We start from the raw sequence: 24,162 nt of genomic DNA on the forward strand, positions 1-24,162 counted from the left end.
TACACCCCTTCACTATGTAGTAGTTTTTCCCGGCAAAAATCAGCAGCAGTAATCCTATTCCCTTGTGAAACTGCTTGTAAAGCCCAATAGTTGTATTATGTGCAAAAGGAATAAATTCATGAAAATACTATGCATGAAGTAAATAATGGGGATAAACGGAAAAAGATGAGCACATGGCTCATCTTTCCGTATTTTTTTCAATATATTCGAATAAAAATGACTGGCCGTTTCTGTAAAAACGGGGATCATAGAGTCCAAGCCTTTCATCATCATCAACAAGAACGACAAATGGAGACCATTCATAAAGGGTTTTCGCTTCAGGACGCTCAGAAAACAATTTGTCCAAATCCGCAGCTTCTTTTGATTGAAGCACATACTGGGTTGTCTTTTCGGTGAAAAGAGTATCAGTGAATATGGTCACTTCATCATCTCTCTTTGTAATAACGGAATAAGTCCATGGTATAAACTCTGCCGATAGGGCAACTTGTTCATATTTTTCATCATATTGCTTATAAATGAGGTAACCCTGAGTGCTTTGAATTACTACGTGAAGAAGCATAAATGCCCATGCCATTTTAAAATAGTAAGGGGATTTTGACTTATTCCTTTTTGTAAAGAAATAGGCTGCCCCCATTATGATCCAGAACACCAAATCAACAATTGGAATCGTACCAAAAGTAACCCTCATTGTTGAAAATGGCTCCAAATAACCTGTGCCCCATGCATTAAATAAATCGCTGGTATTATGTATGAAAACTGCGAGCCATCCCAGCAGAAAAAGCTTCTTATCATTGACTCTAAAAAGCAGGATGGACAGCAGCAAAAACAGCAGAGCCCACACTGGAGTCAGGAAAACGGAATGGGTAATTCCCCTGTGCCACATCTGATAAAGTCCTTCTGTATCCCAGAAGCGCGAGATGACATCAATATCGGGAATTTGACTTGCCCCTACAGCGGTAAGCAGGTACGCTCTTCTGGAGTTCTTATCCATCCTCTGTTTATCCACTGCGCCATATAGGCTCAAGCCAAATAAAGTATGAGTAATTGTGTCCATATTTAACCTCCTTTTTTACATTTAGTTTCCCTATTATAAGCCTCAAAAAGAGTAATAAAAAGAAATATGCAATCTTAAATGCGTTGCAAACTTGACTTGAGAGCGATAAAATTGAAGGTATTGCAATAATTAAGTGACACATTGATTGCTTGATCAACAAATTTTCATATAAGTAAGTGAGGAACTACTATGCCCAAAAATTTTGAAGAAGAAGTTTTATCCCGCCGCACGTTTGCGATTATTTCCCATCCGGATGCCGGTAAAACGACGCTTACCGAAAAGCTCCTATTGTTCGGTGGTGCCATTCGTGATGCAGGTACAGTTAAAGGGAAGAAGACAGGCAAATATGCGACAAGTGACTGGATGGAGATTGAGAAGCAGCGTGGAATTTCTGTAACCTCCAGTGTGATGCAGTTTGAATATGAGGGAGCGCGTGTAAATATTCTAGACACGCCTGGTCACCAGGATTTCAGTGAAGATACGTATCGCACGCTGACAGCCGTTGACAGTGCAGTTATGATCATAGACTCAGCTAAAGGTATCGAGGAGCAGACACTTAAATTATTCAAGGTCTGCCGCATGAGAGGAATTCCGATATTTACTTTTATGAATAAGCTTGACCGTCAGGGGAAAGCACCCCTTGAGCTCCTTGCTGAGTTAGAAGAAGTTATGGGAATTGAATCTTACCCAATGAACTGGCCTATTGGGATGGGGAAAGAGTTCCTGGGGATATATGATCGGTTTAATAATCGAATTGAGCAATTCAGAGTAGAGGAAGAGGAACGCTTTATTACCTTAAATCAGGAAGGTGAAATAGAGGGCAGCCATTCCATTAAGGATTCTGGACTATATGATCAGACGCTTGAAGAGATTATGCTGTTAAATGAAGCAGGCAATGAGTTTTCAAGAGAGAGAATTGCAAATGGAGAACTGACACCTGTGTTTTTTGGAAGCGCATTGACCAACTTTGGTGTACAGACTTTCCTTGAGTCTTACCTGCAATTTGCACCGCCGCCCCAGCCGAGAAATTCGACTGCAGGGGAAATTGATCCGCTTTCAGAAGAATTTTCTGGATTTATATTTAAAATTCAGGCCAATATGAACCCTGCACATCGCGACCGGATTGCATTCTTAAGAATTTGTTCAGGCCAATTTGAGCGGGGCATGGCTGTGAACATACCAAGAATAGGCAAGTCCATTAAGCTTGCGCAGTCAACTCAATTCATGGCTGATGACAGAAGTACAGTTGATTCTGCAGTCAGCGGAGATATCATCGGAATTTATGATCCGGGAACTTATCAAATAGGCGATACATTAACAGCCGGAAAAAATAACTTCCAATATGAACGTCTTCCTCAATTTACACCCGAGCTTTTTGTTAAAGTAACAGCAAAAAATGTCATGAAGCAAAAACATTTTCATAAAGGCATCCAGCAGCTGGTTCAGGAAGGTGCCATCCAGCTGTTTAAGACAGTCAAAATGGAAGAATACCTCCTGGGTGCAGTGGGACAGCTTCAGTTTGAAGTTTTTGAACACCGCATGAAAAATGAATATAACACAGAAGTATATATGGAAAGACAAGGCTCCAAGATCGCACGCTGGGTAGAAGGCGATGAGGTCAACGAAAACCTTTCCAGCGGAAGAAGTCTCCTGGTTAAAGACCGATACGGCAAAAATGTCTTTCTCTTTGAAAATGACTTTGCACTCAGATGGTTCCAGGAAAAAAATCCTGATGTAAAACTATATAATCCGATGGACTCGGAATAAAGCTGGCGGCCCTTTATGGGCCGTTTTAGCTTTCCATTTTTTCCTTCCTCATTTCTATTGACATATCTATCAATTGATAATATAGTATTAACACATACACTTTAACGCTAAAAAGCGTTTAAGTTAAAAAGCGGAAAGTGTAATCTCAATCAAAGATCTTGTCCGCAGAATAAGTAGAGTAATTGCCGGCAGCAAATAGAAACTGGATGGCTGATGAAAATCCAGGCAGCAATGGTCGAAATACAACTGCATCCAATATGGACAATACTTTTTAAGTGGGTAAGCAGCGTTAGCTTATCAATTAGGGTGGTACCGCGGAGCTCCTTCGTCCCTATAGGCGAGAGGGCTCTTTTTGTTTGTATAAAATTACAGGCAAATTTAGGAGGAATACATTATGCATCATGATCAGGCAGCATTAGATTTAAAGCCCCTGGAGGCACTCATTGTCACGTTCATCATTTTAGGCGGAATCAGTTATTCGATTATTTTTGCCGGGGCAGTTCCCCATATTCCGGTTGTTTTCGCGATAATGGGGTTAATAGCTTACGGTTTAATAAGAAAAGTATCTATAACACAGCTGGAAAAGGGGCTTATTGAAGGTGCCCAGTCCGGATTAGGGGCTATTTTCATCTTCTTTTTAATCGGGGTGCTGATAAGCAGCTGGATGGCGAGCGGCACGATTCCTACATTTATTTACATGGCTTTGGAAGCTGTTAATGGAAAGTTCTTTTATGCCATTGTATTTGCGGTATCATCAGTGATCGGCATGAGTATAGGAAGCTCACTTACAACAGCTGCTACATTGGGAGTAGCCTTTATGGGAGTCAGTTCTGCTTTGGGGCTCTCGGATGCAATTACGGCAGGTGCGGTTATTTCCGGCGCATTTTTTGGAGATAAGATGTCGCCCCTATCCGATACAACCAACCTGGCATCATCGACAGTGAAAGTGGATTTGTTTGAGCATATCAAGACGATGGCCTGGACAACGATTCCTTCTTTTATCATTTCACTGGCAATCTTTGCTTTCCTGTCACCATCGGAGGCAGCGTCTGACTTCTCGAAGATTGCCCAGCTGAAAAAAACTTTGCTGGATGAGGGACTGGTGCATTGGTACTCCCTTATTCCGTTTGCCATTTTGACTATAATGGCCATTAAAAGAGTATCAGCTATTATTACGCTGTCAGCTGGCATCGTATCTGCATTAATATTTGCCGTTATGGTTCAAAGCAGCTTCAGCTTGGAAAAAGTTTTGACATTGCTGTTTTCGGGATATGCTTCAAATAGCGGTTCAGAAGAAGTTGACGCCCTTTTATCAAGAGGCGGCATGGAAAGCATGATGTTTTCGATTTCGTTGGTATTGCTCGCGCTTTCTATGGGCGGTTTATTCTTTAAGCTTGGGATCCTTCCAGCTCTTCTGGAAGGGGTCAAGGGGTTTTTGAATCGGATGTCAGCTCTAGTGGCGGCAGCAGCAGGAACAGCGATTGGGATTAATTTCCTTCTAGGCGAACAGTATCTGTCTATTCTTTTAACAGGAAATGCTTTCAGAGAGCCTTTTGAAAAAGCCGGACTGCACCCAAAGAATCTTTCCAGAATTCTTGAAGATGCAGGCACGGTAGTAAACCCATTAGTTCCATGGAGTGTCTGCGGAGTATTTCTAACAGGTGTTTTAGGTGTAGAAACAACAGCTTATATGCCTTTTGCATTATTCTGTCTGCTCAGTCCTGTAATCACCTTAATCTATGGATTTACGGGTTTGAAAATCGAAAAATTATAGAGGAAAGCAGCTGCATAGGCTGCTTTTTTCTGTGGATAAAGAGCTGCTGTAATTTTTCTATTGACAGCACACTGATTGCTTGCATCGCATTAGTTGCTTTAATATAGTTAAAATGTGTTAATTTCTACATGATATCGATCACAAGATTATCTCATCCAGTCTTTGAAAGGAGCAGAATGTGTGCGAATAAGCGATTTTTCAATCAAAAGGCCAATTTTTACATTGGTTACGATGTTCTTAGTGCTTATTTTAGGAGTAGTCTCCCTCTTAAATATTCCATTAAAACTCATACCAGATCTTAATCCTCCTGTTGGAGTAGTAGTCACTTCGTATCCTGGAGCAAGTCCCGATGAAGTGGTGGAAAAAGTAACAAAGCCGCTTGAAGAAAATCTGGCAACGCTGCCGGGGATCAAGACCTTGACCTCTACCTCACAGGAGAGCGCAAACTTCATTTTGATGCAATTTTCCTGGACTACAGATATTGATGAAATACAAAGTGAGGTCATTCAAAGACTGGATCAGACACAGCTTCCTGATGAAGCTGATAATCCGCGATTTATGAAGTTTGACCCTGCTCAGTTTCCGATTATTCAATTATCTCTCAGTGCAGATGAGGAGCCTGAAGCATTAAGAAAGCTTGCTGAAGAACTGAACCTCGAGCTGTCTAAAGTTGAAGGAGTAGCAAGCGTAAATCTCTCAGGAACTGCGATTAAGGAAGTAAGAGTGGAACTGGACCAGGAAAAGCTGAGAGATTTCAAACTTAGCCAGGCGGATGTTGTGGATGTAATTGAATCCAATAATATATCAATGCCGGGTGATCCTGTCTTGACTGAGGGAAAAGAGCTGACAACCAGAATTATCAGCTCCATTGATTCCCTGGATACACTGAAAAAACTTACGGTAACTGCAGACCCCGCAACAGGGAATAAAGTAAGCCTGGATGATATTTCAGAGGTTCAGCTGGCCAGCCAGGATGATCGCACCATCACGCGCACAAACCAGGCTCCATCTGTCTTACTGAGTGTTCTGCAGCAGTCCGATGCCAATACGGCAGAGGTTTCAGACCAATTTATTAAGCAATTGGATAATCTTCTTGAAAAGGAACAGTTTGAAAATATTGAATCAGAAATACTTTTCGACCAGGGGGATTACATAAGTCTTGCAATAGGAAATATCTCAAATTCACTGATTCTCGGCGGTATTTTTGCGATGATTGTGCTGTTTTTCTTTTTGAAAAATGTCAAAAGTCCGCTCATCATTGGAATCTCTATTCCTTATTCAGTTATTTTCACGTTTGTGTTAATGTATTTTTCCGATTTCACCTTAAATATTATGACTCTTGGCGGATTGGCACTTGGAATAGGCATGCTGGTGGATAATTCCATCGTGGTTATTGAGAATATTTACCGCCACTTATCAATGGGGAAAGATCCGAAAACGGCGGCAAGTGCTGGGGCAAAAGAAGTAGGAGGTGCAATTACGGCTTCCACCCTGACGACAGTTGCCGTTTTCCTCCCAGTAGTATTTATAACTGGAATAATCGGTGAATTGTTTAAGGAGTTTGCCCTGACCATTTCCTTTAGTTTATTTGCATCTCTGGTTGTTGCCCTGACAATAGTGCCAATGCTAGCGAGCAGGCTGCTGAAGTCTCCAAGAACAAACACGGAGGCAAAAAGGCAGGAAACAGGTTTAATGAGATCACTTGAAAAATCAATCAAGTGGTCTTTGCGGAATCGAGCAGCGGTAATCGCTATTACCATGCTGTTATTGGCAGCGGGCAGCTTTGGATTGACCACAGTAGGCACACAATTTCTGCCAAATGCAGATGAAGGCTTTTTTACGGTGCGTATGGAGCTTGAGAACGGTACTGCACTTTCAGAAACAGAAAAGGTTGTATCGGCTTTAGAGGAAGAATTAAAGGATGAAGAAGAAGTTGATACCTTTGTCAGTCTAATCGGCACTACACAGGAAGGGTCCTTCCGGGGCTCGAAAAATGCCAATATCGCTGAATTGTATATCAAAATGAAAGAGCTGGATCAGCGGGAAAGGTCTACTTTTGAATTTGTCGATGAGGTGAAAAAGGATCTGGAAAGTGCTGCTTCAAAGGTTAATGAAACTGCAGAACTCTCTTTTAATACACAGTCGACAGCAGGTACATCGCCGAATACACTGACCTTTAGTGTGAGGGACACAGATCCCAGCCGTTTAAAGGAAAATGTTGATAAAATCTATAATGCTTTGAAAGACCTTGAGGACGTAACCGAATTGTCAACTGATCTCCTGGATACCGTTGAGGAAATTCAGATTACTGTGGACCGTGAAAAGGCTCTTGAAGAGGGTCTGGCTCCCGCCCAGGTAGCCATGGCAGTAAATGATGTAACCCGGGGCAATCGTGCTACACAAATGATAGACGATGAATCAAATATATATGGCGTTTTTGTTGAGTACGATCGGAAAGTCACACAGGATATAGAGAATTTGAAGAAATTGCTTATTAAAAAGCCTGATGGCAATTATGCCGCTCTGAGTGATGTAGCTAATATTGAGCGAGGAGAAGGACCGGTAAATATTCAGCGCATTAATCAGCAGGATGCTGTCCAATTTACATTAAAGTACAAATCTTCTACAAACATGGGTGCCATGTCAAAAGAAGTGGATAAAGAAATTGCCGATCTGAAATTGCCGGATGAAACAGAAATCGTTTTTAGCGGTGACAGAGAATTGCTGGAATCATCCATTGATGACCTGATTCTGGCATTTGTACTGGCAATCGTGTTTATTTATCTTGTCATGGCAGCTCAATTTGAGTCGCTTAAGTATCCGCTGGTTATCATGTTTACTGTGCCGCTCATGGTTATAGGCGTGGCAATTGCTCTTACCGTAACCCAAACACCTATTAGTTTAACAGCCATAATCGGGATTATTGTGCTTGCAGGAATTGTAGTGAATAATGCAATAGTCATTGTCGATTATATTAACCAAAAGAAAGAGCAGGGTCTTAAGAGCTACGATGCCATAATTATTTCAGTTAAGGACCGTGCAAGGCCAATATTCATGACGGCCTTAACTACTATACTTGGCTTAGTGCCTTTAGCACTTGGCATTGGAGAAGGAACAGAAATTAACCAGCCCATGGGTATTACTCTTATTGGCGGGCTGATCAGCAGTACGTTCCTGACACTATTTGTCATACCAGTTGTATATAGCTTTTTTGACAAGGATACACGGCGATTAAATAAAATGTATGCAACACCGGATGGACACTTAGTACCGGCTTACCTGCTTGAAGAAAAAGTGGACAAAAACTGGAATCACGATAATGACGAAGACAAAAAACAGCTTCAATCCTCTGATGCCAAATTCTACAGCAGAGATGATATGGCAGCCATGCTGGAGGAATTATTAGAAATTGTAAAAAGAGATGACGATGATAAGTAAAGAAACGGGATGATAATTCCTAGATCTGATAAAGGCTCCTTTTAATGAAGGAGTCTTATTTTTGCACTGAAGTCTAATTTTTAGATGGTGTTTCAGGAAAATATCTGGAAAATAAATTGATAATTGACCAATATTCAGAGCACAATAAAAGTATCGACTTGTAGCTGGTGGTAATGAAATGAAAAAACTCAGTAAACTAGAAGCGGTTTTTTGGAGTATTGCATTGCCGGGTTTTAGCCAATTATTGGCGGGGCAGCTGTGGAAGGGGACATTGTTTGTCGTCCTTGAATTTATCATTAATGTATACAGCCATTTTAATTCGGCCATCATGTACAGTTTTATGGGCGAAATTGATAAAGCTGTTCATGTCCTTAATTATCAGTGGCTCATGTTTTATCCTTGTCTTTACATGTTTGCAATGTGGGATGCATACCGCAGTGCTATGCCGGAAAAGGAAGAATTATCATTCCTTCCTTTTGTATTCAGTGCCTATTTTGTCACTGTAGGACTAATGTACTCAACAAAACTCAAATTGTTTGGGATTTTTTTGGGGCCGGTCTTTCTTCCTATGATATTTGTTATTCCAGGTGTAGTAACCGGCCTGCTGATCAGGTGGTTAATTCTGAAATGGAGAAAGCCAACCATTCAAAGTTAGTTTTATTGATTAAAAAAGCTTTGTCACACTAATTACTTTAGTGGTGCTGAAGCTTTTTTCTTTTTTAAAATATTTTCTTACATTACCCCCACAAATCCCTTCCCTGAATCCGTACAGTTGTAATGAACAAGCGGCCGCTTTTTCATAAGGTGAAATCATATGAGTTTCAAAAGTGTATTAAAAAGCTTTTAAAGCCCTGCCCAAAATACGGATTGGACGCCGTATGATATAATGTGATTTGAAAAGAGGTGGGGCTATTGCTGGGTTTATTGTTTATGCCGAAAAAGCGTAAAAAATCGCTCGAAGAAACGGTTAAATTAATACAGCAGGGAAATGCAGCATTGAATAATGAGCTAATAGAGTCATATAAGCCGTTTATTGCTAAAACAGTATCATCAGTCTGCAAGAGGTATATTCATGAATCTGATGATGAATTTAGCATTGGCCTCATAGCTTTTAATGAAGCCATTCAAAAGTACAGTCCTGATAAGGGAAGTTCACTCATCAGTTTTTCGGAAGTGCTGATTAAAAGGCGGGTTATTGATTATATCCGTAAGCAATCCAAATTTCAGAATCTCAGCTTTAATGGAGTCTCTAATCTGGAAGATGATGATACGGCCAGCTCGGCAATAGAAGATGAATTGTCCATTGAAGACTACAGGAAAAAAACAGATGAAGAACTGAGGAAAGAAGAAATTTTCCAGTTTACGCAGATTCTTCAGGAATTCGGCCTTACCTTCAGTGATTTGATCGAACAATCCCCAAAACATGCGGATGCTCGAAAAAATGCTATGACTGTAGCCAAAATTCTGGTTGAAAATGAAGAGCTCAAAAGTATTCTTTTTGACAAAAAAAAGCTGCCAATAAAGCAGCTGGAGGGTTATGTATCTTTAAGCAGAAAAACAATAGAGAGAAATAGAAAATATATAATTGCCATATCACTGATATTAACTGGCGATTATGTCTTTTTAAAGGATTATATCAAAGGGGTGTTGGAAACGTGAAAACAGGTATAATCATGGAAATAAACGAACGTTTTTTAACACTATTAACCCCGGAAGGAGAATTTCTGCGGGCCCGAAAACAAGATCAGGCATACGCAATAGGCCAGGAAATTGCATTCTTCCCAATAGAACTGAAAAACGGAAAGTTGTCGCGTCCTCTATCTATTTTTAGATTATCCAGAGGAAAAGGATTAATGGCAGCAGCATTTGCGATGATGCTCGCAATCGTGTCTTTTCTGCCGTTTTTGCAAAACGACGAAGTGTACGCTTATATGTCAATAGACGTCAATCCGAGTATTGAATTAGGGGTCAATCAGGAATATCAGGTAGTAGAACTCATTCCTTATAATGAAGAAGGAAAACTTATTATCCAGAACATCGAGAACTGGAAAAAGAACAGCATTCATGAAGTGGCTGACAAAATTCTCCTTCAGATAAAGAAGCAGGGCTATTTTAAGGAAAATAAAGAGGTAGTCATTGCTGCAGTGTATACAGAACAGAATAAAGAAGCGGATGAGCACATTCAGAAAGAGTTAGCAGATATAAAACAAGCGGCACAAAAAGAGCAGCTTGAGGTAACTTTACTGGAAGCAAGTGAAGAGGAAAGAGAAGCAGCTATTGATAAAGGGCTGTCAGCCGGAGTATACAAGGAAAGTAAATTAAAGGCTGAAGATGACAGGAAGGAAAATTCTGAACCTGTAAATCCGAATAAACAGTCAGATAAAGAAACACAACCTCCGCAAAAACCTGCAGAAAATACCCAAAGCCAATTAAAAAAGCAGGGAAATAAAGGAGTTAATAAAGAAAAACCTGCTGTTCCGGGGCAATTAAAGAAATCTGAGAACCAGCAAACACAGCAGAATAACAGCGGGAAAAACAATGGAAATAATCAAGAAAAAAGACACGATCATAAAGGAAAAAAAGATCAGGGAAATAAGGTAAAAGTCCAAAAACATCCGAATCATCCAAGCGAAAAAAAAAATAACAAGGGTAATGAAAACAGAAATAACCCCGAGAGAAGTTCCAAAGAAAGTGATAATGAGAAAAACAGAGGCTGGAAAGGTCATGAGAAAAACCAGAAGAATAGTGACAATCCCAATAAAGGCAGCGGAAACAATCAAGGGAAGCATGATGATAGAGGAAAACGATAAAATCAAAGTCCGGAGCAGGCTCCGGACTTTTTCCATTTATATGAAGTTGTTATTGGTTATTCTGGCCGGACATTTGGGCCTGAGCTTGCTGGACAAGCCGCTTAGTAATTTCTCCGCCTACAGATCCGTTAGCCCGGGATACTGTATCAGAGCCTAATTGAACACCAAATTCCTGGGCAATTTCATATTTGACCTGGTCCATGTATTGTTCAATACCAGGAACTAAAAGCTTATTGCTGCTTCTTGCCATTGTATTCAACTCCTTTTTATTGGTCTTACAGAGTTACCATTCCTCTGTATTTGTAGTATGAATTAAAAAGGGGTTTTCATAAGTGGTAATATTTCGGCATAAGCATGATGTTTATTTTTCAAAGGCAGCCTCTAACAGGATGTCTGCTATGTGAACAGCTTTAATCTTATGCTGTAAACCTTCCCGTTCAATCCCCAGCTTCATCTGCAGAAGACAGCCTGGATTAGAGGTCACAATCACCGCAGCATTTGCTGACTTGGCCTGAATCATTTTATGATCAAGTATTTGCATAGACATTTCAGATTCAACAATATTATAGATACCGGCTGAACCGCAGCATCTGTCTGCATCTTTCATTTCCCTGAATTCAATGCCCCTGATTGATTTCAGAAGGAAACGAGGTGCTATGGAGGTTTTCATGACATTGCGCAAATGGCAGGAATCCTGATAGGTTAAGACCTGCCCCGGAAGCTCAAGGTGAACTTTTTTATGAAATTCAAGTTCATATAGAATCTGGCTGATATCTTTAAGTTTTTCCGAAAACTTTACAGCTCTTTCGTGCCATTCCCGGTCATCTTTAAGCAGGTGGCCATAGTCGATAAGGAATGCCCCGCATCCTCCTGCATTTGAGATGATATAGTCTGCGTCCAGTTTTTCAAAAGCTTCTATGTTCCGCTTTGCCAGATCTTTAGCTGTCTGCTTTTCGCCGCTATGACCGTGAAGAGCACCACAGCAAGCTTGATTTTGAGGAATATGAATTTCACATCCGGCAAGCTGGAGAAGCTTTATTGTTGCATTATTGGTTTCAAGGAACATCGTGTCCATTAAGCACCCGGTGAAAAAAGCGGCTTTCTTTACTGGCTTATCTGCTGGGAAATAGGATGGCCTATTCTTCATTTCTTTTAATTTTGGTGCTTGAGGAAGCACCTTTTCCATTGCACTGAGGTTTTTTGGAAGCCAATTCAGCATCCCTGTTTTTCTGGCGGCCGATTGCAGGCCTGAACGCTGATAAAAGCCCAAAAGCCCTGCAGCTGCCCTCATTCTGTTCTGATGGGGAAAAAGCCCGTTAAAGACCAAATTGCGAACTGCCCTTACCGGAAGCGAGTGTTTCTTATTCTGGTTAATAATATCTCTCGCTTCTTCCAGCAAGTGTCCATATTTTACCCCTGAAGGGCATACAGGCTCGCATGCCCGGCAGCCCAGACAAAGATCAAGTGATCTCTCAACATCTTCATCCGGTTCAATCAATCCGTCAGCAACAGCTTTCATTAATGCAATCCTTCCCCTTGGGGAGTGCGCTTCATTAAAGCCTGACTCTACATAGGTAGGGCATGAAGGGAGACAAAAGCCACATCGCATGCAATTCAGGAGCTCATCTTCATCCATTCGCTTCACAAATTCTTCCTGAATGATTGTCTGTTCTTTTAATGTTGTCATTGTGTAACCACCACACGTTTTCTATTGTCCTTGGCAAAAATTTTGCCGGGATTAAGAATATTATTGGGGTCTAAGCCTGTCTTTACAGCCTTCATGGCATCAATCCCTGCCTGGCCCAGTTTCAGTTCAAGATAAGGAGCTTTCATGACTCCTACTCCATGTTCTCCTGTTATAGTTCCTCCGAGTTCGATCGCCTTGATAAAAATCTCTTCGAAAGCTTTTTCAACCCGTTCCATTTCATTATTATCCCGGGCATCTGCAGGGCATGTCGGATGAAGGTTTCCATCCCCGGCATGGCCAAAAGTACAGATGGAGAGTCCGTATTTTTTGGAAATTTCGTTTATGGCTTTTACCATATTGGCAATTTCAGATCTTGGCACTGTAGCATCTTCAAGAATGGTTGTCGGCTTTAGGCGTGCAAGCGCAGATAAGGCGGCACGCCTTGCTGTCCTTAAGGCTTCGGCTTCTTCTTCGGATTTTGCAAGCTGTACCGATACAGCTCCTTGCTTTTGGCAGATTTCAGCCATTTTTTGCATATCCTTTTCCACAACGTCAACCGGCCCATCCTGTTCGATAAGAAGCACAGCTTTAACATCAGTCGGCAAACCGATTTGTGCAAAATCCTCTACTGCTTTTAGTGTTGGCTGATCTAAAAATTCAAGCGTGGCCGGAATGATTTTGTCAGCGATGATCTTTGAGACGGATTTCGCAGCTTGTTCCAGATCCTGAAAGAGAGCAAGCATGGTCTTTTTTGCTTCAGGAAGCGGGATTAACTTTAATGTGGCTTCCGTGATTATCCCTAAAGTTCCTTCAGATCCAACCAGCAGCCTGGTAAAGTCATATCCTGCCACGTCCTTTGCAAGCTTGCCTCCCGTTCTGATAATATCTCCGTTCGCAAGTACAGCTTCCAGCCCCATCACATAGTCCCTTGTAACACCATATTTTAATCCGCGCAGTCCGCCTGAATTTTCATTGATGTTTCCGCCGATTGTGCTTATTTTCATTGAACTTGGATCAGGGGGATAAAATAGCCCTTTTGCTTCAACCTGATTAATCATATCAAGTGTGATAACACCCGGCTGTACTGTAGCTGTCAGGTTTTCTTCATCGATTTCAATAATTTTATTCATATGCTTAAACAGGAGAACAATTCCGCCTTCTGTAGGACAGGTGCCTGCACATAAATTGGTGCCTGATCCTCTTGGTACGATTGGAATTCCTCTGCTGCTGCAAATTTTAAGGATTTGGGAAATTTCCTGAGCATTTCGGGGACTGATCACCGCATCTGGCATCGATTGGAAATTGGGAGTGGCATCATAAGAATAAACGAGGCGCCCGGCTTTTGAGTCATCATAATTTTCTGCGCCAACAATATCGATAAATTTTTCCTTTATTTGTACGTCAACCAAATAGATCCTCTCCTTTAATAATAGGCTGGCAATATCTATTCTTTAAGTATAAAAAAAGCAGGGAACCCCTGCTATGGATAATTATACAAATATTAAGGTGTGTTTTAAATATTTTTTGTACCTTCCTCCAAAAGCTTTACAGCTATGAATAATTTCATTAAATCATTCAAATTTGAGGGATACAGTCCTGAAAGCTCTGATATTTTCTTTAGTCTGTAATGAAGGGTGTTAATATGTATATGCAGGGCCTCAGCAGTATTTTTCAAAGAGTGATTTTGCCTGAACAGCTCCTTAAGAGTAACCATAAGATCCTCTTCATACATAAATGTGCCGATGGTTCTTTCTATAAAGTCCTTCTTAGTTTCCGGAGAAAGGTCATCAAATATCATTTCTATGGTCAAATCCTGATCAAAAATGATGGTGCCCCGGTCTTTTGCGATTTTTAAAGCTCGTTCTGCCTGCATAAATGATTCGGACAGACTGAAGGGAGGCAATGGTTTTCCGGTGCCGATACTTACTTTGGCAGCAAGCAGGTTTTCCAGAAAACGATGGAAGCGTGTGATCTTTTCCCTTATGCTGCGATCTTTTTCTGCTGAAGAAACCCCTGCTAAAAGGACAATTCGATCATTGCCCCAGCGAATCAGAATATCATTGGGCCCTGCTTCCTTCCAGGATAAAATTCTATTCCAAAGATCACGATGAAGCAATTGGCTAGTTTGCCTGAATTCAGCGATAGATGCCTGTCTGTCCACTGAGAGGTTTATTTTCAGCAGATGAGCCCGTTCTTTGAATGCGGGATCCCACTCCTTAGTCTGCAGCCAGTCAAACATAAAACCTTCCATTGCGCGGGCCTGCCAATCGAGCTGCTCTGCAAAGTAACTTTCGCTGATAAACAACTCTGTCAATTTGCGGATGATTTCTGCGAAAGGGGAAATTTCATCGGGATTTCCGGTAATGCCGATAACGCCAACAGTTTCCCCTTTGAAAAAGATCGGCAGGTTAATACCCGCTTTTACACCCTGAAGGCGTGATTGATCCTTCCTTGTAATAATCAGCTTTTCTTTATGTTTTATAGTAAGCAATGCTCCTTCATGAAAATTGCCTATTCTGCCGGCGTCTGTGCTTGCAATGATCACTCCGCACGTATTGGCAACTATGATATCTTCCTGAAGAAACTGACGGACTTCAGCTATGATTTTTTCAGCCAGATCAGGCAGCAGCATATCAAATCTCCCTTTGGTTTTTGATTTTATTATATATAAATAAAAAACTTCCTGCGAATTTTCTAATATCCCTTTTAAAAACCGGGTATATTCATTATGATAAGGGTTAGAAAAATTTTGAAGGGGACAGGTATGATATGTGGAAAGACGTAAGAAGCTGGCTGGATAAACTAACACCTGCCCAAGTAATATCCGGATATTATTTATTGGCAGTATCTGTATCGGTACTTTTATTAAGAATACCGGCTGTACATAAGCCGGGAGTGGAGGTTGCATTTATTGATACGGTTTTCACTGCTGTAAGTGCAGTCAGTGTTACCGGTCTGACAGTGGTGAATATATCAGAAACTTATAGTGTTTTTGGTTATTTTGTCATCATGTTCATACTTCAGTTTGGCGGAATAGGGATCATGGCCCTGGGCACATTCTTTTGGCTCCTGCTTGGCCGCAAGATTGGATTAAGAGGACGCCGCCTCATCATGGTCGATCATAATCAATATGCCTTGTCAGGCCTTGTCAATTTAGTGAAAGAAATCATTAAAATAATATTGGTAATTGAAACGCTTGGTGCGCTCATATTGGGTTTTCATTTTCTAAAATATTACCCTGCATGGGATGATGCATTTCTGCATGCGCTGTTTGCCTCTGTCAGTGCAACAACCAACGGAGGCATGGATATAACAGGAGCCTCTCTTAAACCTTATGCCGGCGATTATTTCGTGCAGCTGATCAATATTATTCTGATTACGTTGGGAGCTATAGGTTTTCCTGTTCTTATCGAATTAAAGCAATTTTTATTTCGGAATAAATGGGACCAGGAGCCCTCTTTTCGATTCTCCTTATTTTCAAAATTGACGACTGTTACGTATGCAGCTCTTCTTGTGTTTGGAACACTTATTTTGCTCATCATGGAATTTAATCAATATTTTAAAGGCATGACCTGGCATGAAAGCTTCTTTTATGCATTCTTCCAATCCGCTACCACCCGGAGCGGCGGTCTTTCAACCATGGATGTTAACGAGTTTACAATGCCTACACTCGTCATAATGAGCATTTTAATGTTCATCGGGGCGTCACCCAGTTCTGTCGGCGGGGGCATCAGGACGACGACCTTTGCTGTAAATATACTTTTTATTTATCACTTTGCAAAAGGAAACCGGGATATAAAAATATTTAAAAGAGAAATTCATGAAGATGATATTCTGAAGTCTCTTGCCATCACACTGCTTGCTATTGGAATGTGTTTTTTCTCTGTAGTCATACTAAGCATTACAGAAAAGCAGATGGAGCTTATTGAAATTATTTTCGAAGTCTGTTCAGCTTTTGGTACTACGGGCCTTTCGTTAGGAATAACACCTGAATTGTCAATTGTTGGAAAGTGCATCATAATGGCCTTAATGTTTATTGGAAGAATTGGATTAACCTCTTTCTTATTTATTATAGGCGGAAAAGAAAAACAGCCAAATTACCATTATCCAAAAGAGCGGGTTATTATTGGCTAAAAAAAGCAGCCCGGAATATTTTTCCGGACTACTTTTAATTTCTGCAGTTAGAACGCTCAGTTCTTTCGAGGCAAAGCGATTCCCTATTTCAATCTGTTCCGCGGCTGACATCCTTAGTCGGATGCATAAAAGGGTATGCTTGAGGCGGTTTTTTGCTTTCAAGGAGTTCTTTGTTTTCTGTTGTATTCCAGCCGATATCATTTGTAGGATGAATCCATTCGTCTCCAGCCATAACTGCAGGATCTGTTTCATCACTCCAGTTTTCCAGCGGTGAACTGTTTGAGGAATAATGACTGTCCCCGATAGTTACGCCAAAAGAGTTCTTGAAAGGAGGCTGAAGCTTCATGCCTGTGTCCTTGAAGCTCGGAGCTTCAATTTGATGTGGAAGTGTCTCGTCAATGCCAATGCTTTTATTTAACTTCTTCTCATTTGTCATAAGCGGCTCATTCCTTTTTACTCTATTTTTTGTACTGGAGAAAAATTTATGAATGCAAAATAAGGAAGGCACAGTGAGGAATGAAACCGATTATTTTACTAAAAATAAACCTGTGTTAAAGCTGAAGATATAATTTAACACGAAGAAATTTTCTCAGGAGGAGATTGGGATGGCAAAACGAAAAGCTGAGTATAATGCTGTTGAAAAATACAGCAAGACGCCTAAGAAGAACCTTCAGGAATCGGAGTTTTCGGCAGAATTCAGCCAGGGAGAAAATCCCATGAAAATGGCTAACCGCAACTCCAAACATGGGAGAGAGGGAAGAGCCTAGTGGATCAAAATAAACCACGGAAAACAAGCCGGCAGAATGGCTCTGCCAACGTAGAATTCGGCATGGAGTTTGGGGATATAAATGCCGGGAAATTTTACGAGCTGCCCTTTATGAACCGTGATAAAGATAAAAAGAAAGATCGGGATAAATGCTAAAAAACCGGCAGTTTTTTTCTGCCGGTTTTTTCATTATAGTAAAGGACCCGAAAAGATAGAGACTGTTTCAGAGCTTGAATCGAAATAGGCAAGAAGAACAGAGTGTTTCTTTTCAATTAATCCCTCATTAATATACTTTTCGATATCAAAGGATAACCTTTCACTTAAGGTATGTTTGTATATTTCTTTTTCATTCAGCTGGAGATTTAAGAAGCTTTCTCCCAGCTGGTTTGGGTTTTCGAGCAGAGACTGGTAAAGTTTTGACCTTTCGGATTTTTCAAAGCTTGGCTGCCACCATGGCTTTCTGGGCTTATATTTTTGTTTTGAAATATAGTCAAACTTCATTAGTCCTTCAGCTATATCCAGATCAGCAATTTCTTTTGTTTGAAGAAATTCAAAAAGGCGTTTGAATAAATCCTCAAGCTGATGCCCAATTCGGGACCAGCCTTTTTGCTCCCAATAGCTGCCGAATTCCTGGAAGAAATCGAAAGGAGTCGGAAATACTTTTGTAACCAAATATTCAACAGTTGCATCCATTCTATGGTCATTCCAATATTTCTCTAACACATCTTCGACCTGTTTTATGCGAATGATGTCATCGAAGGATAAAACATTATTTCCTAATATTTCATATGGTGAGTGGTCCATATAAATATATTGATGATCTTCTGCCCTTAAGCGAAGACCGGTGCCTCTCAGCATTTTTAAGAAGCCGAGCTGGAGCTCTTCCGGCCGCATGGCAAATACATCATTAAATGTTTTTTTGAATGAATCATAATCTTCCTCAGGCAGGCCGGCAATTAAGTCGAGATGCTGATCGATTTTTCCTCCATCCTTTACCATTGTGACTGTTCGGCAAAGCTTGTCAAAATTCTGCTTCCTCATGACCAATTCATTTGTATAGTCGTTTGTCGACTGTACGCCAATTTCAAATCGGAATAATCCTCGTGGTGCTTCCTTATTCAGAAATTCAATGACCTCAGGTCTCATGATATCTGCGGTGATCTCAAATTGAAAGACAGTTCCCGGGAGATGCTCATCGATCAAAAATTGGAACATTTCCAAGGCATAACTGCGGCTAATGTTGAATGTGCGGTCCACAAATTTTAGAGTTTTTGCACCATTCTTCATTAAATATCGGATATCGTCCTTAATTTTTTCCCTGTCAAAGTAACGCACACCTACTTCAATAGAGGAAAGGCAAAACTGGCAGCTGAATGGGCATCCCCGGCTGGTTTCTATATAAGTGACACGTTTAGAAAGGTGGGGAATATCTTCTTCAAACCGGAACGGTGAAGGAAGATCGCGCAAGTCCAGCTTATTGCGCTGTGGATTAATGCGAACCTGGCCGTTTTCCCTGAAAGCAAGACCATGCACATTTTCCATATTCATGGTGCTGTTCAGCTCCGTCAGCAGCTGTTTGAAGGTTTCCTCACCTTCTCCGATCACAATGTAATCAAATTCTTGTACATTGTTCATCCAATCTGCAACATCATATGTCACTTCAGGTCCTCCGACTACAATGTGAATGGAGGCGTCAATCTTTTTAATCATCTTAATGACTTTAATGGTTTCCTCGATATTCCATATATAACAGCTGAATCCGATCACATCAGGCTTTTTGCGGACCAGATCTGTAACGATATTCATTACCGGATCTTTAATTGTATATTCGGCTAATTCCACATCGAAATCAGGCTGAGCGTATGCCTTTAGATAGCGGATCGCAATATTTGTATGAATATATTTAGCATTAAGCGTACTGGCAATAACTTTCATTTATTTCTGAACTCCCTTTTTAGCAACTTAAACATCATATAATTGTATCATATTTTTGACTGAAAAAAAGGAAGTAAAACATTGACATATGTATTGGAAGATAAACTGTACATATTATTATAATATTTATAAAAATACAACAATTTGTATTAAAACTATAGTAAGATAGTAGAAAATAAAATATTTAGCTGGGAGAGGGAATGAATGAAGGTAAGTCTTTTTGCAACATGTCTGGTAGATATGTTTCAGGGAAATGCAGGCAAAGCAGCTGTTGAACTGCTGGAGCGGCTTGGGTGTGAAATAGATTTTCCGGAATCACAGGTCTGCTGCGGCCAGCCTGCCTACAACAGCGGATATGTGAAGGAATCGAAGGAAGCCATGAAAAGGATGATCACGGCATTTGAACATGCAGAATACGTTGTTTCCCCTTCCGGATCCTGCGCCTATATGTTTCATGAGTATCCGCATGTTTTTAAGGGAGACTCTGTGTGGGAGCCCAAGGCAAAAAAGCTTGCCGAAAAAACATACGAACTTACTCAATTTATCGTTGAAGTTCTCAATGTGGACGATGTCGGGGCAAAGTTAAATGGGAAGGCCACCTATCATACATCCTGCCATATGACCAGGCTTCTTGGAGTAAAAGAAGCGCCAATGAGATTATTAAGAAATGTGAAGGGCCTGGAATTCGAAGAGCTTCCCGGTAAAGAGCAATGCTGCGGTTTTGGCGGAACATTCTCCGTGAAAATGGCTCAAATATCGGAACAAATGGTAGATGAGAAGGTTGGGCATATAGAGGAGACTGAAGCGGAAATCCTCATTGGAGCTGACGCAGGATGCCTGATGAATATTGGAGGCAGGATCGGAAGGCAGGGAAAGCCAATAAGGGTTATGCATATTGCCGAAGTGTTGAATTGCCGATGAGTCATTAATGGACATGCTTTGTTACAGGAGGAATAGTTATGGCTATGAAAATAGGAACAAAAGACTTTAAGGATCGTGTAGATTCCGGAATAAGCAATTCCTTTATGAGAGGGGCAGTGTCAGGTGCACAGGAAAGGCTTCAGACTAGAAGACTTGATGCTGCCGCAGAACTTGGAAATTGGGAAGAATGGCGTTCGCTATCAGAAGAAATTCGCCAGCATGTGCTTGAAAATCTTGATTTTTACTTATACCAGCTCAGCGAAAATGCAGCTAAAAGGGGAGGGCACGTTTACTTTGCTGAAACTGCGGAAGAAGCCTCTGCCTATATACGGGAAGTGATTGAAAAGAAGAATGCAAGAAAAGTGGTTAAATCAAAGTCGATGGTAACGGAAGAAATCCACTTAAATGCCGTATTGGAAGATGCAGGATGCCAGGTCATTGAAACAGATTTGGGAGAATACATCCTCCAGGTGGATGACCATGACCCGCCATCACATATAGTAGCGCCTGCCCTTCATAAGAATAAAGAGCAGATTCGGGATGTATTTGCAGAAAAATTAAACTATCAGAACACAGAAAAGCCGGAAGAGCTTGCATGGCATGCGAGAGAAATGCTACGCCACGAATACTTAACCGCCGATGTTGGCATTACGGGCTGCAACTTCGCAGTTGCGGAAACCGGTTCAATCACTTTAGTGACGAATGAAGGCAATGCAGATCTTGTCACAGCCTTGCCTAAGACACAAATTACGGTAATGGGCATGGAAAGGCTGGTACCTACTTACGAGGAAATGGAAGTGCTGGTCAGCATGCTGACCAGGAGCGCGGTTGGACAAAAGCTAACGAGTTATATAACTGTTTTGACTGGTCCAAAAGAAGAACTTGATGTTGATGGCCCCGAGGAATTCCACCTCGTCATTGTGGACAATGGCCGCTCATCGATATTAGGAGGGGAGTTTCAATCCATTCTGCAATGTATCCGATGTGCTGCTTGTGTGAATGTTTGTCCCGTATACAGGCATGTTGGAGGCCATTCCTACGGATCGATTTATTCAGGCCCGATCGGAGCGGTTCTGTCACCCCTTTTAGGCGGCTATGATGATTATAAGGAATTGCCTTATGCATCCACTCTTTGCGGGGCCTGTACAGAAGCATGTCCAGTCAAAATCCCATTGCATGAGCTGCTTCACAAACATCGGCAGGTAATTGTCGAAAAAGAAGGAAGGGCTCCAATATCGGAAAAGATGGCGATGAAGGCCTTTGGATTGGGGGCAGCTTCACCGTCCCTTTATAAACTGGGATCTAAGCTGGCACCGGCAGCCATGAATCCATTTACAGCAGGCGACAAAATTACAAAGGGGCCCGGCCCTTTAAAGGCATGGACAGAAATCAGGGATTTCCCGGCTCCTAATAAAGAAAGATTTCGTGATTGGTTCAACAACCGGCCAAAAGGAGGCGGACAGCAGTGAACGGAACTATTCAGAATCGGGACGCTTTTTTAAATAAAATTGCAGGCAGACTGGGAAGGGAAAAGAGAATTTCCGGAGTTGAAAGGCCAAAGTGGAGCTATAATCCTCAGGATTACATCTTTAAAGAAGCAGATGCAGATGAGCTTCTTGAAGCTTTAAAAACACAGTGCACGAAAATACACACTGATCTTCTTGTAACAAAAGCCGTCAATTTGCCGGAAACTCTTAAAGAGATTGCAGCCCAGTACGGAGGCGGTCCAGTAGTGACCTGGAAGGATGACCGTTATAGACAGTTTGGACTTACTCAGCTATTTGAGGAAATTTGGCCAAAAGAGAATGTGGAAGTATATCAATGGGATTATTCTGCTGGAGAAATTAATGTTGATTACGCAGAAAAGGCCAATATCGGCATCACCATCAGTGAAATTACGCTGGCTGAATCCGGAACAGCAGTCCTGTTCAGCAGCAGAGACCATGGGCGGTCAGTCAGTTTTCTGCCTGCTGCTTCCATTATCCTTATTCCGAAAAGCACACTTGTTCCGCGCATGACACAGGCTGCAAGATTCATCAGGGAAAGAGTGAGCAGAGGGGAGCTGGCTCCTTCATGCGTTAATTTCATAACCGGCCCAAGCAATTCAGCAGATATTGAGATGAACCTTGTTGTGGGAGTGCATGGGCCTGTTAAGGCTGCTTATATTGTTATAGATGATTTATAGCACCTGACTTTGTTTTATAGGACAACAAAAAACGCCAACATAAGTTGGCGTTTTTTTGAGCGTCCCAGGCGAGATTCGAACTCACGACCTACAGCTTAGGAGGCTGTCGCTCTATCCAGCTGAGCTACTGAGACATGTTGGAATAATTAAATTGTTTGCAATACAAATATTATTGGCATATCCTGTTTCTTCCTCTGCAAGCCTATACAAGGAGCAAATGCGTCGAAACAAAGCTGCAGGGATGTATCTCAGGGAAGTTTACGCTTAGCTGAGCTACTGAGACATGATGGCATAAATTAAATTGTGTTAAGTAAAAATAATTAAATTGGTAACACAGTTACTTATTATAATCCCATAATCAAAAATGGTCAATGGTTATGCCTAAAGTAAAAAACCGGCCAGTAATACATGGGCCGGTTTGTTTTTCTAACTTGTAAGTTTTTTACGATAAAATCTGGCATATGCCCTTGATCTATCTTTCAGCTTCTTTAGCTGTGATGTCTTCAGTTCAATGATTGGCTGTGCAAATGAAGTAATCAGCTTGCTTGAGAGAAGCAAGGTCAGCAGCAGTGATATGCCGGCAAGCAGCAGGAAGTTCTCCGGTTTAGTGAAAAAGCCCTGTACATCACTTTCTCTGAATACCCGTACAAAGAACCCATGCAGCAGATAGACATAAAGTGTATTTTTCCCTAAGTTAGTAAAGAAATATTGTTTGCGCGGTACGAAAGCAAAGAAGCTAAATACCATGATTGTGCTTAGGATATAAAAGCCCAATCTCGTAAAGACTGCCCCAATGGAAGCTGCACCCATTTCAGTATATGGCTTCGATCCAAGCAGCCATTTGTAATCCACTTCAGGGTAAAGATAAAAACCGATAAATACCACTGCAAAAATAGCAAACGCACTAATTCTGAACTTCGGCTGGAATAGAGCATATAAATGCTCTTTCTTTAAGTAGTATCCCAATAAAAATAACGGGAAGAACACAAACGTCCTGGATAAACTTAAATAGTTTGAAATCCAATCTGCATATCCTACAGCAAGCCCTATGATAAAAGCGGCAGCCAGGGAGTAAACCGCTTTATACTTTGCGAAGAATAAAAGCATGATATTCCAGCAGAACATGCTGATCAGGAACCATAATGACCAATGCGGGTTAAAAGGGTCCAGCTCAAAGGTGCCTTTATTATATAAAAAGTAATAAAAAACGGAATAAATAACCTGGAAAATGATATATGGCAGTATAAGCTTTTTAGCAATTTTCTTTATATAGCCTTTTTTATAAAAGCCTTTTGCAAAAAAACCGGATACCAATATAAATGCCGGCATATGGAACGTATAAATCACTTTATATACTGTATAAATTGTCTCATTATCTTCAATAAAAGAGCGGAGCAAATGCCCGAAAACGACAAAGAAGATCAAAATAAACTTAGCATTGTCGAAATAATAATCACGTTGTTTCATATGTCCTCCTCTATTAAAGACCCCCAAAAAATTACTCTATCTGTCTTTACCCACTTTAACATGAAGCAAACTTCATTTCTCGTGTAAATAGGAGGTTTTATTTACAGAAAAAGTAAATTAAAAATTTTTAATAATGACTGTATCACACGATTTGAAATTCTGTTATATAAAAAAAACGGCTAACTAACTTATATTTTATAAGGTTGAAAAAATTTTTGGCAAGA

Annotated in this window: 20 protein-coding genes and 1 tRNA gene; 12 read left to right on the forward strand and 9 right to left on the reverse strand. The window is 40.9% G+C overall.

From position 1 onward, the window contains the following. Positions 1 to 178 precede the first annotated feature (178 nt). The gene (locus BK139_RS03790) at positions 179 to 1,054 is read right to left on the reverse strand and encodes a metal-dependent hydrolase (protein ID WP_076256898.1); all 876 of its coding nucleotides are present in this window, start codon (positions 1,052 to 1,054) and stop codon (positions 179 to 181) included. Between the two features lie 189 nt (positions 1,055 to 1,243). Between BK139_RS03790 and BK139_RS03795 the strand changes: the two genes are divergently transcribed. The 6 genes from BK139_RS03795 to BK139_RS03820 all read left to right on the forward strand — a co-directional run bounded on the left by BK139_RS03795 (position 1,244) and on the right by BK139_RS03820 (position 10,843). Beyond that, on the forward strand, positions 1,244 to 2,821 hold the full coding sequence (locus BK139_RS03795) for a peptide chain release factor 3 (RefSeq protein WP_076256900.1): 1,578 nt from the start codon (positions 1,244 to 1,246) through the stop codon (positions 2,819 to 2,821). Positions 2,822 to 3,215: 394 nt separating this feature from the next. Further along, positions 3,216 to 4,595 (forward strand): Na+/H+ antiporter NhaC, encoded by a 1,380-nt coding sequence (nhaC, locus tag BK139_RS03800; RefSeq protein WP_076256901.1) that lies wholly within the window; start codon positions 3,216 to 3,218, stop codon positions 4,593 to 4,595. Positions 4,596 to 4,775: 180 nt separating this feature from the next. Further along, on the forward strand, positions 4,776 to 8,033 hold the full coding sequence (locus tag BK139_RS03805; protein ID WP_076256903.1) for an efflux RND transporter permease subunit: 3,258 nt from the start codon (positions 4,776 to 4,778) through the stop codon (positions 8,031 to 8,033). Between the two features lie 178 nt (positions 8,034 to 8,211). Continuing rightward, the gene (locus BK139_RS03810) at positions 8,212 to 8,688 is read left to right on the forward strand and encodes a hypothetical protein (RefSeq protein WP_076256905.1); all 477 of its coding nucleotides are present in this window, start codon (positions 8,212 to 8,214) and stop codon (positions 8,686 to 8,688) included. 257 nt (positions 8,689 to 8,945) lie between these two features. Then, positions 8,946 to 9,692, forward strand: a complete 747-nt coding sequence (gene sigI / locus BK139_RS03815) for an RNA polymerase sigma factor SigI (protein WP_076256907.1) — start codon at positions 8,946 to 8,948, stop codon at positions 9,690 to 9,692. After that, the gene (locus BK139_RS03820; RefSeq protein ID WP_076256909.1) at positions 9,689 to 10,843 is read left to right on the forward strand and encodes an anti-sigma factor domain-containing protein; all 1,155 of its coding nucleotides are present in this window, start codon (positions 9,689 to 9,691) and stop codon (positions 10,841 to 10,843) included. Before sigI ends, BK139_RS03820 begins: the two co-directional genes overlap by 4 nt. A 49-nt stretch (positions 10,844 to 10,892) precedes the next feature. Here the strand turns inward: BK139_RS03820 and BK139_RS03825 are convergent, their stop codons facing one another. The 4 genes from BK139_RS03825 to BK139_RS03840 form a co-directional block, all read right to left on the reverse strand. Beyond that, complete coding sequence (locus BK139_RS03825; protein WP_009331086.1) at positions 10,893 to 11,093, reverse strand: alpha/beta-type small acid-soluble spore protein; 201 nt, start codon at positions 11,091 to 11,093, stop codon at positions 10,893 to 10,895. 111 nt (positions 11,094 to 11,204) lie between these two features. Continuing rightward, a complete protein-coding gene (locus BK139_RS03830; RefSeq protein ID WP_076256911.1) occupies positions 11,205 to 12,530 on the reverse strand; it encodes a (Fe-S)-binding protein in 1,326 nt (441 codons plus the stop codon). Continuing rightward, entirely contained in the window at positions 12,527 to 13,939 is a 1,413-nt protein-coding gene (gene glcD, locus BK139_RS03835) for a glycolate oxidase subunit GlcD (protein ID WP_076256913.1), read from the reverse strand. The genes BK139_RS03830 and glcD overlap by 4 nt, the downstream gene beginning before the upstream one ends. 104 nt (positions 13,940 to 14,043) lie before the next feature. Further along, a complete protein-coding gene (locus BK139_RS03840; protein WP_076256915.1) occupies positions 14,044 to 15,162 on the reverse strand; it encodes a CdaR family transcriptional regulator in 1,119 nt (372 codons plus the stop codon). Between the two features lie 137 nt (positions 15,163 to 15,299). Between BK139_RS03840 and BK139_RS03845 the strand changes: the two genes are divergently transcribed. After that, positions 15,300 to 16,664 carry a TrkH family potassium uptake protein gene (locus BK139_RS03845; RefSeq protein WP_076256917.1) on the forward strand — a complete coding sequence of 455 codons (1,365 nt, stop codon included), beginning with the start codon at positions 15,300 to 15,302 and terminating at the stop codon, positions 16,662 to 16,664. A gap of 88 nt (positions 16,665 to 16,752) precedes the next feature. On the opposite strand, the gene BK139_RS03850 is transcribed toward BK139_RS03845, so the two are convergent. Next, on the reverse strand, positions 16,753 to 17,100 hold the full coding sequence (locus BK139_RS03850; RefSeq protein ID WP_076256918.1) for a DUF3905 domain-containing protein: 348 nt from the start codon (positions 17,098 to 17,100) through the stop codon (positions 16,753 to 16,755). A gap of 169 nt (positions 17,101 to 17,269) precedes the next feature. Between BK139_RS03850 and BK139_RS23825 the strand changes: the two genes are divergently transcribed. Both BK139_RS23825 and BK139_RS23830 read left to right on the forward strand, forming a co-directional pair. Beyond that, positions 17,270 to 17,431, forward strand: a complete 162-nt coding sequence (locus BK139_RS23825) for a hypothetical protein (RefSeq protein WP_166672519.1) — start codon at positions 17,270 to 17,272, stop codon at positions 17,429 to 17,431. Beyond that, entirely contained in the window at positions 17,431 to 17,586 is a 156-nt protein-coding gene (locus BK139_RS23830; protein WP_175609051.1) for a hypothetical protein, read from the forward strand. Before BK139_RS23825 ends, BK139_RS23830 begins: the two co-directional genes overlap by 1 nt. Before the next feature lie 33 nt (positions 17,587 to 17,619). Here BK139_RS23830 and BK139_RS03855 read toward each other — a convergent pair whose 3' ends face one another. After that, the gene (locus tag BK139_RS03855) at positions 17,620 to 19,365 is read right to left on the reverse strand and encodes a B12-binding domain-containing radical SAM protein (RefSeq protein WP_076256920.1); all 1,746 of its coding nucleotides are present in this window, start codon (positions 19,363 to 19,365) and stop codon (positions 17,620 to 17,622) included. A 204-nt stretch (positions 19,366 to 19,569) separates the two neighbouring features. Here BK139_RS03855 and BK139_RS03860 point away from each other — a divergent pair, with 204 nt between their 5' ends. Genes BK139_RS03860 through BK139_RS03870 form a run of 3 tightly spaced genes read left to right on the forward strand, consistent with a single transcriptional unit; the run spans position 19,570 to position 22,471 of the window. Beyond that, on the forward strand, positions 19,570 to 20,286 hold the full coding sequence (locus BK139_RS03860) for a (Fe-S)-binding protein (RefSeq protein ID WP_076256922.1): 717 nt from the start codon (positions 19,570 to 19,572) through the stop codon (positions 20,284 to 20,286). A gap of 38 nt (positions 20,287 to 20,324) precedes the next feature. After that, a complete protein-coding gene (locus tag BK139_RS03865) occupies positions 20,325 to 21,755 on the forward strand; it encodes a LutB/LldF family L-lactate oxidation iron-sulfur protein (protein ID WP_076256924.1) in 1,431 nt (476 codons plus the stop codon). Then, on the forward strand, positions 21,752 to 22,471 hold the full coding sequence (locus BK139_RS03870; protein ID WP_076256926.1) for a LutC/YkgG family protein: 720 nt from the start codon (positions 21,752 to 21,754) through the stop codon (positions 22,469 to 22,471). Before BK139_RS03865 ends, BK139_RS03870 begins: the two co-directional genes overlap by 4 nt. Positions 22,472 to 22,531: 60 nt before the next feature. Here the strand turns inward: BK139_RS03870 and BK139_RS03875 are convergent. Together BK139_RS03875 and BK139_RS03880 are read right to left on the reverse strand one after the other, a co-directional pair. Further along, positions 22,532 to 22,605: transfer RNA gene (locus BK139_RS03875), tRNA-Arg, on the reverse strand. 292 nt (positions 22,606 to 22,897) lie between these two features. Continuing rightward, positions 22,898 to 23,938, reverse strand: coding sequence for an acyltransferase family protein (locus tag BK139_RS03880; protein WP_076256927.1), 1,041 nt, complete (start codon positions 23,936 to 23,938; stop codon positions 22,898 to 22,900). Positions 23,939 to 24,162 lie beyond the last annotated feature (224 nt).

The organism is Paenibacillus sp. FSL R5-0490, assembly GCF_001956215.1.
GTDB lineage: Bacteria > Bacillota > Bacilli > Bacillales > Cytobacillaceae > Cytobacillus.

What these genes read in the sequence shown, in the direction of transcription:
- BK139_RS03790 (WP_076256898.1), bottom strand. Translation starts at nt 1,054, where the DNA reads ATGGACACAATTACTCATACTTTATTTGGCTTGAGCCTATATGGCGCA.
- BK139_RS03795 (WP_076256900.1), top strand. Translation starts at nt 1,244, where the DNA reads ATGCCCAAAAATTTTGAAGAAGAAGTTTTATCCCGCCGCACGTTTGCG.
- nhaC (WP_076256901.1), top strand. Translation starts at nt 3,216, where the DNA reads ATGCATCATGATCAGGCAGCATTAGATTTAAAGCCCCTGGAGGCACTC.
- BK139_RS03810 (WP_076256905.1), top strand. Translation starts at nt 8,212, where the DNA reads ATGAAAAAACTCAGTAAACTAGAAGCGGTTTTTTGGAGTATTGCATTG.
- BK139_RS03825 (WP_009331086.1), bottom strand. Translation starts at nt 11,093, where the DNA reads ATGGCAAGAAGCAGCAATAAGCTTTTAGTTCCTGGTATTGAACAATAC.
- BK139_RS03830 (WP_076256911.1), bottom strand. Translation starts at nt 12,530, where the DNA reads ATGACAACATTAAAAGAACAGACAATCATTCAGGAAGAATTTGTGAAG.
- BK139_RS03840 (WP_076256915.1), bottom strand. Translation starts at nt 15,162, where the DNA reads ATGCTGCTGCCTGATCTGGCTGAAAAAATCATAGCTGAAGTCCGTCAG.
- BK139_RS03845 (WP_076256917.1), top strand. Translation starts at nt 15,300, where the DNA reads ATGTGGAAAGACGTAAGAAGCTGGCTGGATAAACTAACACCTGCCCAA.
- BK139_RS03850 (WP_076256918.1), bottom strand. Translation starts at nt 17,100, where the DNA reads ATGACAAATGAGAAGAAGTTAAATAAAAGCATTGGCATTGACGAGACA.
- BK139_RS23825 (WP_166672519.1), top strand. Translation starts at nt 17,270, where the DNA reads ATGGCAAAACGAAAAGCTGAGTATAATGCTGTTGAAAAATACAGCAAG.
- BK139_RS03855 (WP_076256920.1), bottom strand. Translation starts at nt 19,365, where the DNA reads ATGAAAGTTATTGCCAGTACGCTTAATGCTAAATATATTCATACAAAT.
- BK139_RS03860 (WP_076256922.1), top strand. Translation starts at nt 19,570, where the DNA reads ATGAAGGTAAGTCTTTTTGCAACATGTCTGGTAGATATGTTTCAGGGA.
- BK139_RS03865 (WP_076256924.1), top strand. Translation starts at nt 20,325, where the DNA reads ATGGCTATGAAAATAGGAACAAAAGACTTTAAGGATCGTGTAGATTCC.
- BK139_RS03880 (WP_076256927.1), bottom strand. Translation starts at nt 23,938, where the DNA reads ATGAAACAACGTGATTATTATTTCGACAATGCTAAGTTTATTTTGATC.